General features: G+C 39.9%; 6 protein-coding genes. 3 read left to right on the plus strand and 3 right to left on the minus strand.

Going from position 1 to position 12,274, the window contains the following annotated elements; all coding sequences use genetic code 11:
• Positions 1–2: 2 nt before the first annotated feature.
• From mtgA to arcB, 3 genes are all read right to left on the minus strand, one after another.
• Positions 3–704, minus strand: coding sequence for a monofunctional biosynthetic peptidoglycan transglycosylase (gene mtgA, locus DK865_RS17160; protein ID WP_109392423.1), 702 nt, complete (start codon positions 702–704; stop codon positions 3–5).
• Positions 705–724: 20 nt separating this feature from the next.
• On the minus strand, positions 725–1,375 hold the full coding sequence (gene elbB / locus DK865_RS17165; protein WP_109392424.1) for an isoprenoid biosynthesis glyoxalase ElbB: 651 nt from the start codon (positions 1,373–1,375) through the stop codon (positions 725–727).
• Positions 1,376–1,612: 237 nt separating this feature from the next.
• Positions 1,613–3,949, minus strand: a complete 2,337-nt coding sequence (arcB, locus tag DK865_RS17170; RefSeq protein WP_023582856.1) for an aerobic respiration two-component sensor histidine kinase ArcB — start codon at positions 3,947–3,949, stop codon at positions 1,613–1,615.
• A 672-nt stretch (positions 3,950–4,621) separates the two neighbouring features.
• On the opposite strand from arcB, the gene gltB reads away from it, so the two are divergent.
• The 3 genes from gltB to dcuC all read left to right on the plus strand — a co-directional run bounded on the left by gltB (position 4,622) and on the right by dcuC (position 12,272).
• Positions 4,622–9,082, plus strand: a complete 4,461-nt coding sequence (gene gltB, locus DK865_RS17175) for a glutamate synthase large subunit (protein WP_109392425.1) — start codon at positions 4,622–4,624, stop codon at positions 9,080–9,082.
• Between the two features lie 9 nt (positions 9,083–9,091).
• Positions 9,092–10,489 (plus strand): FAD-dependent oxidoreductase, encoded by a 1,398-nt coding sequence (locus DK865_RS17180; RefSeq protein ID WP_109392426.1) that lies wholly within the window; start codon positions 9,092–9,094, stop codon positions 10,487–10,489.
• 508 nt (positions 10,490–10,997) lie between these two features.
• The gene (dcuC, locus tag DK865_RS17185) at positions 10,998–12,272 is read left to right on the plus strand and encodes a C4-dicarboxylate transporter DcuC (RefSeq protein ID WP_023582859.1); all 1,275 of its coding nucleotides are present in this window, start codon (positions 10,998–11,000) and stop codon (positions 12,270–12,272) included.
• The last annotated feature ends 2 nt before the right edge of the window (positions 12,273–12,274 follow it).

Here is a 12,274-nt window from a genome sequence, read left to right on the forward strand (position 1 = left end):
AGTTATGACAAATTATTTTTCTTTAAAAAGGATATTCCCCCCATTAGTCGCATCTGATTTAAGATCCACTGTTGTCGTTTTAAGGTGTAAGCAGAAGGTTTATTTACATGATAAATATGCGGATTAGGTAATACTGCGGCTAATAATGCAGCTTCATGGCTTGTCAGTTGTTTCGCAGGCTTTCTAAAATAGTGTTGAGAAGCTTGCTCTACGCCGAAGATCCCATCACCAAACTCAACAATATTCAGATACACCGTTAAAATACGTTTTTTTGACCAAATAAGCTCGACAATGGGTGTCATTCCGGTCTCGAGCCCTTTTCTTATCCAACTACGACCATCCCATAAAAAGAGATTTTTGACCGTTTGCTGAGAAATAGTCGATGCACCACGTAATGTTTTCCCGTTGTTATAATTTTTTTTAAAAACTTTCTCAATAGCATCAAAATCAAAGCCCCAATGTTTGGGAAAATTTTGATCTTCAGAAGCAATAACAGCTAAATACATCACGGAAGCTATCTCTTTTTCACTGACCCAAGTGGAATGAGATACATAAGAAAAATCAAACTCACTCCAAGCAGAAATTTGTCTTTGAACCATAACAGCAGAAAAAGGTACAGGTAAAAAAGAAAACAGCACAACTGTTAACAGCCATAAAGCAATTAAAATAATTAATAGTTTCTTTAACTTTCTCACCAGTACCATCTGCTGTTTTTACCTACGTTTTACGCCATCTCAAGGACTTTCTTAACCAGTTTCTCAATACCAACCTGTGCTTGTGCAATAGATTGTGCAAGCATGTACGCAGGTGTTGTGACAACACGATATTTTTCATCAACAACAATATCATCAACAGGGCAATCTATATGGACACCCCCCATCTTTTCAATTGCACGAGCGGTTTCTGCGTCATTCCCAATTGTTAACTTTACTGGAGAATTTAACATTTTTGGTAACATTACAGGTGCAATACACATTAGCCCTAATGGTTTATTTTGCTGATGTATTGCTTGTACAAATCTTAAGAGATCTTTGTTAATTTCACAGTGACTTCCTTCTGTTGCGAAATTGCACAGATTCTTTGCCGCACCAAAACCACCCGGAATAATGACAGCATCAAAGTTTTCAGCCTTTGCCTCTGATAAAGGGGAGATTTTTCCACGAGAAATACGAGAAGATTCTTCCATCATATTCCTTTTTTCTGATTTTTCTTCACCTGTAATATGATTAATTACAGTTGGTTGTAAATCATTAGGTGAAAAATAATGAACTTCAGCATTATTTTGGCTTAAAGCAAGCATTGTGAGCACTGACTCATGGATTTCACTCCCATCGAATACACCACAGCCACTTAAAATTACCGCAATTGATTTCATATCTTTCTCCATTTGTAGTAGATTACTAGTTACCCATTTATAGGTGTAAACACCAATCGGCATCACATATTTAAATGTTTCTTGTAACAAAAAAACTTATCTTTGCTATTTTGTTGCTTGTATGATGTATGGAATAGTTTCATCCTATTCGCCTATGTAATGAGAATCAAAAAAGCGGATAGTAAAAGTTTCCCTGGTGTTGGCGCAGTATTCGCGCACCCCAACCTTCGGTTGGGGTTATTTTTTTCTAGTGTCTGATAACCAGTTTCTTAAACTTTCCACATCCTTTCTCCAATCTCTTTCTAGCTCATCTACCCACTCTTGTACATTGTCCCACCAAGCAGGTAATTCCGATGATTGGATCTGTTTAGCGAGTTGCTGTAAATGTTTTAAACCTATAGACCCTGCCGCACCTTTAATTTTATGTCCTTCTTCTGAAATCCCCTTCTCATCACGCGCTGTTAGGTTAGATTCAAGGACTGACATATAACTTGGCATCATCTTTTCAAAAACATCTAGACCATCAGTGATTAATTGAGGTCCGACAAGTTCGATGTATTGATTCAGCATGTCTATATCTAATAATTCTTCATTTTTATTCAACAATTCCGATGACTCATTACATGGTACAGAAACCGCACCATCACCCCAGAATTTATTGATAATTGCGGTAAGTGCATCCACAGAAAGAGGTTTGCTTAGCACATCATTCATTCCCGCATCCAAATACTCTTTTTTGTCTTTCAACACATTGGCGGTTAAAGCGATAAGAGGAGGAAGCTCATTACTGTCGAATTCTTGACGTAATTTTCTTGAAATATCGAACCCTGTCATATCGGGTAATTGAATGTCTAATAGCACTAAATCATATTCATCGGGCTTAAACATCGATAATGCTTCTTGTCCGGTCATCGCGACATCAACGGTATTGCCCAGTTTTTCTAAAACAGAGCAAGCAACAATCACGTTAAGTTCAATATCTTCAACAAGCAGAATATTTAAAGCCGGTAATAAGAGCTCATCATCACTTTCGATATCGTGATGCTCTTCAATCGCAGGAGCGACGATAGAGAGGGTAAAGGTAGAACCCTCACCTAACTCACTCTCAACACGAATATCACCGCCCATATGCTGTGCTAGGCGTTTTGAGACAGCAAGTCCGATACCGGTTCCCGTTGCAGAACGACCACCTTGGCTATCATTGACTTGATAGTACATGGCAAAAATCTTCTCAAGCTCACTTTTTGGAATGCCAATTCCGCTATCTTTCACTTCAAAGAACAACTTATCTGGCGCTTCTTGCCAAATACGCACTTTGATTTCACCTTCTTGAGTAAACTTCACCGCATTACCAATGAGATTCCATAAAATCTGGCGTAATCGAGTCCCATCAGAAGTTATCTTATGTGGTAGCGTTTCTTCTGCTTCGAGTGTGAATTTCAATCCTTTTGGCTGAACTAACAGCCCAGAGAGGTTTTCTAAATCAGAAATAAATTCAGTGAAGTCAATTGGTTGGTTATCTAACTGAATTTTTCTACGCTCAATTTTGTCCATTTCAATCACGTCATTAAATATATTCCCTAACGTAATCGCACTCACATGGATGGTTTTTAAGTAATTGAGTTGTTCTGGTGAAAGCTCGGTATCCAATAAGATACGGCTTAATCCAACAATACCATTTAGCGGTGTACGCAATTCATGGCTGATTGTTGAGATAAAGGTAGTTTTATCACGGCTTGCATTCTCTAACGCATCTTGATAGCGCTTACGCTCTGTAATGTCACGTCCAAAGCCCATTAAGCCATGGCGTTTACCAATACGATCATAAAACGGCACTTTGCGCAGTTCAAAACAAGCTTTACGCCCATCAGGATAAACTAACCACTGCTCATAAGTGAGAGACACATTATGACGGAAGACTTTTTCATCCGTTTCCATCACTTTTATCGCAATATCTTCGTCATACACATCAAGTGGTGTTAAACCGATAAGTTGTTTCTCACTTTTACCCGTCAGTAATTCTGTCGCGCGGTTACATCCTGAGAATTCATTATCTTCATTACGGTAGTAAACTAAGTCTGGCGAGGCATCTAGAAATGAGCGTAAAAGTGAGGATTGTTGTTCAAGCTCGATTTGCGTCAACTCACGACGCTTCATTTCACTTTTTAGTTTTTCTAATAGCTCAAGGTGCGCTTTTTCAACTTTTTCACGCTCTTGAATTTCCAAGTTTAATTGCTCAATATTCTCTTTTAATTGAGAATTAAGCTCTAAGTCGCGCTGGCGCATTACACCCAGTTTATCCACCATACGAGATAAACGGCGTCGTGACTCTTCAAGTTGTTCAACCACAACAGAGAGAAAATAGACAGCCCAAGGCGTAATAATCAACCCAAAGAAAATAGAGCGAACAAGGTCAATACTGGTAACATCACCTGCAAGCAAGAATGTCACCGCCATTTGAACAACCATCGCTAAAACAACTAATGCAGAAGCTAACAACAATGAGAAGCGAATTAGCCCCAGCCTCATCATTAAGTCAACGTAGTATTGGGCAAGCCCTTTGAGCAATTTCATTGAAAACTCCAATATATTGAATCTATGGAATGATAACCCAAAAATGAATTGGCGCAGTGGGGAACATTCAGAAATCTTACTCAGAGTGGTTATTTCTCATTACTTTGTTTGATTTAACCCTCTATTTTTTCTCAACGAGTCTATTCATGACACATACATTCATAAAAATAATACAAAAACCAAGCGACATAGACGATAGCAATGTCAGCGATAAATAGACCTTATTAGAAAAAATTCAATTTGTCTTTTTTTATACAAAATGTATAAAAACAATAAAACTCCAAAATCAATATATTCAGCAGAATAACTCACTACCCGTTTTTATCATTAAAGGATGAGATAAAGCTAAATCGCTCAAATAAAGTGATATAGCTCACATTAAAAAATCGCTTTCACATACTTTTAAAATAGAATAATTTCATTATTAATCAATACTTTAAAATAAAAGTCCTCTTATCTTTTTTATCTCAGTCAAATCTCCCTACACATTGACCTGATTTTTATTTATCGATAAGTTGAAAAGGCATTGCATAGCAATATAAAAAACACACCAAGCTAGGCAAACACAACATCACCCGACTGAGCACCCATAAATTTACCTACATCCTTTGAGCCAAAACGTTCCTTTGCGCTCTTTTTTGAGGTGCCCAGTAAACTAAGTAGGAAGCAAAAATGCTCTATCAAAAGACACAGGAAAAAGACAATTGTGGGTTTGGGTTGATCGCGCATATTGAAGGGCAAGCCAGCCATAAGATTGTCAGAAATGCGATACAGGGTCTTGCCAGAATGCAACATCGTGGCGCTATTCTTTCTGATGGTAAAACCGGCGATGGTTGTGGATTACTCTTACAAAAACCAGAGCGTTTTTTCCAATTAATTGCTCAAGAAAAAGGCTGGCATTTAACAAAAAATTACGCTGTAGGCATGCTATTTTTAAGCCAAGATCCCAATATTGCCAAACAGTGCCGTCTCATCGTCGAAGAAGAGCTACAACGTGAAACGCTGTCCATTGTTGGCTGGCGTAAAGTGCCTATTAACACTGATATTTTAGGCAGTATTGCCCTTTCTTCTCTTCCTTTAATCGAACAAGTTTTTGTTAATGCCCCCGCTGGCTGGCGGATAAGTGATATTGAGAGACGACTCTTTGTTGCTCGCAGACGCATTGAAAAACGCATTACTGACAATGATTTTTATATTTGTAGTCTTTCTAATTTGGTGACGGTTTATAAAGGCCTCTGTATGGCCATCGATCTACCACGTTTTTTTACCGATCTTGCTGATCTACGCATGGAATCTTCAATTTGTTTATTCCACCAGCGTTTTTCAACGAATACCACCCCTAGATGGCCACTTGCACAACCTTTTCGTTATTTAGCACATAACGGTGAAATTAATACCATTACAGGCAATCGCCAATGGGCTAGAGCTCGTGCCTATAAATTCCATACCCCCCTTATTCCTGATCTACAAAGTGCAGCCCCTTTTGTGAATGAAAATGGCTCAGACTCAAGTTCACTCGACAATATGCTCGAACTTTTTCTCAATGGGGGTATGGATATTGTTCGTGCAATGCGATTATTAGTACCACCTGCATGGCAAAATAATCCACAAATGGATGAAGATCTCCGTGCCTTTTTTGATTTTAACTCCATGCATATGGAGCCTTGGGATGGTCCTGCGGGCATTGTATTATCAGATGGTCGTTATGCTGCATGTACATTAGATAGAAACGGTTTGCGCCCTGCTCGCTACGTTATCACCACAGACAACATCATCACTTGTGCTTCTGAAATGGGTATTTGGGATTATCAGCCTGATGAAGTGCGAGAAAAAGGACGAGTTGGTCCCGGCGAACTGATGGTCATTGATACTCATCATGGACGTATTTTGCACTCAGCCGAAACCGATGAAGATTTAAAAAGACGTCATCCTTATAAACTATGGCTAGAGCGCAATGTCAAACGCTTAACACCGTTTGAAGAGTTACCAGAACAACAAGCCACAGGACAACGCGCCTTTGATGACACCTTATTAGCCACATATCAAAAACAATTTGCCTATAGCCAAGAGGAGCTAGAAAGCATTTTGCATGTGCTTGCAGAAAATGGGCAAGAAGCCACGGGTTCAATGGGTGATGACACGCCATTTGCTGTACTTTCTCAACGCCCTCGCCTTATTTATGACTATTTCAGACAGAAATTTGCGCAAGTCACCAATCCCCCCATAGATCCATTAAGAGAAGCACATGTGATGTCTTTAGCGACCTGCATTGGACGCGAAATGAATGTGTTTTGCGAAGCGGAAGGTCAAGCCCATCGGCTGAGTTTTCAATCGCCTATTTTGCTTTATAGCGACTTCCAACAGCTTATTAATCAAGAAAACCCTTATTACCAATCCGTTCATCTTGATATCACGTATCAACCAACAGAATGCAACCTAGAAACAGCGTTGCGCCAATTATGTGCAAAAGCACAACAAGAAGTTCACCGTGGTGCGGTATTATTGGTTTTATCAGATAGAAATATCACTAAAGAGCGATTGCCTATTCCTGCCCCGATGGCAGTTGGCGCTGTACAAAAAACATTGGTAGATAATAATTTACGTTGTGATGCCAATATCATTGTCGAAACGGCTAGTGCCCGTGATCCTCACCATTTTGCCGTATTACTCGGATTTGGCGCCACAGCAATTTATCCTTATCTGGCTTATGAATCTTTAGCTCAACGTGTTGATAAAAAAATCCTCCAAGCAAGTTATGCCCAAGTCATGCTGAATTATCGAAGTGGCATAAATAAAGGGTTGTATAAGATCATGTCCAAAATGGGCATTTCAACCATCGCCTCTTACCGCTGCGCTCAACTTTTTGAAGCTGTTGGGTTAAATGATAGCGTTGTTGAGCTCTGTTTTGCGGGTGTTGATAATCGGATTAATGGCGCTGATTTTAGCGATTTTGAACACGACTTATTTAATCTATCTAAGCGGGCTTGGTTAACTCGTCATCCTTTAGAAGCAGGTGGTTTATTAAAATACGCTCATAAAGGGGAATATCACGCCTATAACCCAGATGTCGTTCAAGCACTACAAAAAGCCGTAAATAGCGGGGAATATACCGACTATCAGTATTATGCAAATCTTGTGCAACAGCGCCCAATAACAACCTTACGCGATATGCTAGTCCTCAATAACAAGACAACGCCTATCTCGATTGAAGAAGTCGAACCTGAAACAGAATTATTTAAACGCTTTGATACCGCCGCAATGTCAATTGGGGCGCTAAGTCGAGAAGCGCATGAAGCCCTTGCGCAAGCGATGAATACATTGGGGGGATTTTCAAATTCAGGTGAAGGGGGCGAAGATCCCGCTCGTTACGGTACTAATAAAGTCTCGCGTATTAAACAAATCGCTTCTGGTCGTTTTGGTGTGACACCCTCTTATCTAATGAGTGCGGATGTTTTACAAATCAAAGTAGCGCAAGGGGCAAAACCCGGTGAAGGCGGGCAACTTCCTGGAGATAAAGTGACACCTTATATTGCGCAACTACGTTACGCCGTTCCCGGTGTTACTTTAATATCACCGCCACCTCATCACGACATCTATTCTATTGAAGATTTAGCGCAGCTTATTTTCGACTTGAAACAGATCAATCCAACTGCACTGATTTCTGTCAAACTCGTGTCAGAGCCCGGTGTGGGTACCATTGCTACGGGTGTTGCCAAAGCTTACGCAGATTTGATCACCATTGCAGGTTATGACGGTGGCACAGGTGCAAGCCCTTTAACTTCAGTAAAATATGCAGGCAGCCCGTGGGAATTGGGCTTAGTTGAAACTCAACAAGCATTAGTGGCAAATAATCTACGTCATAAAATTCGCTTACAAGTCGATGGTGGATTAAAAACAGGTCTAGATATTATTAAAGCAGCGATTTTAGGCGCAGAGAGTTTTGGATTTGGCACAGGACCAATGGTCGCATTAGGCTGTAAATATCTGCGCATTTGCCATTTAAATAATTGCGCAATGGGTGTTGCAACCCAAGATGAAACGCTCCGCCGTAACCATTATCACGGATTACCAGAACGCGTTATTAACTACTTCCGTTTTATTGCGCAAGAAACCCGTGAGTTAATGGCATTGCTTGGTGTGAGAAAAATCACGGATTTAATCGGTCGAACTGATCTGCTTTCATGCCTAGAAGGTGTGAGCAGTAAACAGCAAAAACTCTCTTTAGGTGGATTATTAGAAACAGCAACTTCACCATCAGGTAATGCGCTTTATTGTCAGGAGAAGAATAACACTTATGATAATGGCGAATTAAATCAGCGTATTGTGGCTCAAACTAGTGACGCGGTTGAACAACAAAAAAGCCAAACATACTATTTTGATATTCGTAATACAGACCGCTCTGTCGGAGCAACATTATCAGGGATCATCGCCAAAAAACAGGGTGAAAGTGGCTTATCTGCCACCCCTATTAAGCTTTATTTTACGGGAACCGCAGGACAAAGCTTTGGTGTATGGAATGCGCAAGGTGTTGAATTAACTTTAGTGGGTGATGCTAATGATTATGTTGGTAAAGGCATGGCAGGAGGGCGTATTGTCATTTCGCCTCCAGTTGGCTCTGCATTTAAAAGTCATCACGCCACCATTATGGGTAATACCTGTCTTTATGGCGCAACAGGTGGAAAACTTTATGCTTCTGGCTTAGCTGGGGAGCGTTTCGCCGTCAGAAACTCCGGAGCAATTGCTGTCGTTGAAGGCGTTGGTGATAACGGCTGTGAATATATGACTGGCGGTATTGTCTGCGTTCTGGGTAAAACGGGGATCAACTTTGGTGCAGGAATGACGGGGGGATTTGCTTATCTGTTAGATGAAGATCTCACGTTATCGCAACGGATCAATACTTCGTCGATTGAGTTGCTTCCTGTTGCATCCTTTGCCATTCTCGCTGAACATCTACGTGGCATGATTGCTGAACATGTCAGACTGACTGGCTCACAGCAAGGAGAAAGATTTCTTTCACAGTGGGAATATTGGTCACAACACTTCAAGTTGGTTAAGCCAAAATCCAGTGATGTCAATGCATTGCTTGGTCATCCTCGTCGTTCATCTGCTGAATTACGCGTTCAGGCACAATAGGAGAATATTATGAGTCAGAATGTGTATCAGTTTATCGACTTAAATCGTGTTGAGCCGACTAAAAAACCGTTAGCGATTCGCAAAATTGAGTTTGTTGAAATCTATGAGGCTTTTTCACCACAGCAAGCTTCCGCACAAGCTGATCGCTGCTTAGGCTGCGGAAACCCTTATTGTGAATGGAAATGTCCTGTTCATAATTACATTCCCAATTGGTTAAAGCTGGCAAATGAAGGACGTATTCTTGAGGCGGCTGAGCTTTCTCATCAAACAAACAGTTTGCCTGAAATTTGCGGTCGTGTTTGCCCTCAAGATAGACTTTGTGAGGGCGCGTGTACACTTAATGATGATTTTGGTGCCGTCACAATTGGCAATATTGAACGTTACATCAATGACACCGCGTTAGCACAAGGGTGGCGCCCCGATCTTTCTCACGTCACCATGACCGATAAAAAGGTCGCAATTATTGGCGCAGGTCCTGCCGGTCTTGCCTGTGCAGATGTTCTTATTCGACAAGGTGTGAAACCGGTTGTTTATGATAAACATCCAGAAATTGGGGGATTACTTACGTTTGGTATCCCCTCTTTTAAACTCGAAAAATCACTGATGATCCGACGTCGCGAATTATTCAGTGAAATGGGTATCGAGTTTTGCCTTAATACGGAAATAGGCAAAGATATCGCCCTAAGTACCCTAATAACACAATATGACGCTGTATTTCTAGGATTGGGCACTTATCACAGTTTACGTGGTCATTTTCCTCATGAAAATGCTAATGGTGTTTATAGTGCTCTACCTTATTTAATTGGTAACATTCGTTATTTAATGGGTTATGGTGAAGATCCTCACACACCTTATATCGACCTTAAAGATAAAAATGTAGTGATATTAGGCGGTGGTGATACGGCAATGGACTGTGTGCGTACAGCCATTCGGCAAGGTGCAAATAAAGTGACTTGTGTTTATCGTCGTGATGAAAGCAATATGCCAGGTTCAAAACGCGAAGTAAAAAATGCTAAAGAAGAAGGTGGAGAATTTTTATTTAATCTTCAACCTATAGATATTGAAGTCGATAATCAAAATAACGTGGTCGGTATTCAAGTTATTAAAACTCAAGGCAATAAAATATTAACGCCAATTGAAGGAAGTGAGCATTTGCTATCTGCTGATGCAGTGATTCTGGCATTTGGTTTTAAACCGGCACATTATCCATGGTTAGATGAAAATAATATCGAATATGCGCCTTCAGGCAGAATTATTATTTCAGATAATCAAGAAATACCCCATCAAACAACAAACCCTAAAGTATTTGCTGGAGGCGATATTGTACGAGGTTCTGATCTTGTGGTAACAGCAATAGCAGAAGGAAGAGAGGCGGCTGAAGGCATATTGCGACATTTATCATGTTAAATATTTTTTATTTTTATTATTTAAAATAACAATTTCTCGTGTTGATTATCCCATTTAATTTAAGTGGGATAATTTTCAATATTATCGGTAAAATTAATAAATAGTATTTAAGGAACATCAAGATATTAGACAGAATAATCATTCTCATTACCATTTAATATAATTAATAAAATAATATTTTGATAAAAAGCGATATTCTTTTTTGTATCAAAATAACACTCTTGATCTATAGTAAATATAATTTATTTTCGTATTTTTTACTTTATCTCTTTTTATTTAACCTTTCCGTCATCTTTTAATGATAATTGTTTTACAGCATTTGTTAATAACATCACAGTCTAAAAAAATAGATTTTATTTCGGCTATTAAATTTGATAACAATCAAATATTGTCAACCTACCAACTTCATAATGGAGTCACCTAATAACTTTACAGAAAAATATAATTTATTGATGTTAGGTTCGCTTTCATAATTAATAGTATTGTCATAATTAACTAGGGGATCACCATGGTGATGCAACTTATAGCCGTAGCCGTTATTATCGTAACTGTCTATTTGCTAATAAAAAAATATGAAACCCGAATGGTACTTATCGGTGCGGGTTTACTGCTTTGTATTTTGAGCCTAAGTCCATTAGATGCATTTACCGCATTTAGTGAACGCATGGTATCTTCATCATTAATTCAAGCAATCTGTTCGAGTATGGGTTTTGCTTATGTTATGAAATATACCAAATGCGATATGCATCTGGTTCATGTTTTATCAAAAGTAATGACTCGTCTGGGCTTCTTCCTTATTCCAGCTACCGTTGTCGTAACGTATTTCATTAATATCGCAATCCCATCAGCAGCGGGTTGTGCAGCAGCAGTAGGTGCGACACTCATTCCATTATTAATCGCAGCACGTATTCACCCAGCTATCGCAGGTGGTGCAGTATTATGTGGTACTATCGGCTCAATGCTAAGCCCTGGTATGTCGCATAACGCCTTCGTTGCGAACATGGCAAATATGGAAGTGGTTGATTTAATCGCTCGCCATAGCCCATACAGCTTAATGGCAGGTGGTATCGCAGCGGTTTCACTGGCAGTTGTCGCTTTAGTAAAAAGAGAGTTCAAAATGGCTTCTGCTACTGATGATGCCTCATCTTCATCAGCACAAGCAACGCCAGAAGCTGTTCGTCCTAACTACTTATATGCAACAGCACCTTTCATTCCTTTAATCCTGTTAATTCTGCCATTCTTCGAGTCTTTCAGTACATTTAAACTGTCTGTACCCGCAGCAATGTTAATCGGTTCTATCTATGCCCTGTTCATCACGTTAACTAACCCTGCTCAAATTACGAAAGAGTTCTTTAAAGGGATGGGTAATGCTTATGGTGATGTATTAGGTATCATCATTGCAGCTGCTGTATTCGCAGCAGGTCTGAAAGCATCAGGTTTAATCGACGCATTCATCAACTTCTTAACTCATTCTCCTGAATTTGCTCGCTGGGGTGGTACTTTAGGGCCATTCTTAATGGGTATTATCACAGGTTCTGGTGACGCAGCAGCATTCGCATTCAACGAAACAGTTACTCCGCATGCGGCGCAATTCGGTTATGAAATCCCTGATATGGGTATGGCAGCGGCATTATCTGGCGCGTTAGGTCGTACAATGTCACCACTGGCAGGTGCAGCGATTGTTTGTGCTGGTCTTGCAAATGTTAACCCTATGGAAATCGCAAAACGTACTGCACCGGGTATGATTATCGGCGTCATCGCTGTTGCGTTATTCATGTTATAAGT

The sequence above is a fragment of the Proteus cibi genome (genome assembly GCF_003144405.1).
GTDB classification, from domain to species: domain Bacteria; phylum Pseudomonadota; class Gammaproteobacteria; order Enterobacterales; family Enterobacteriaceae; genus Proteus; species Proteus cibi.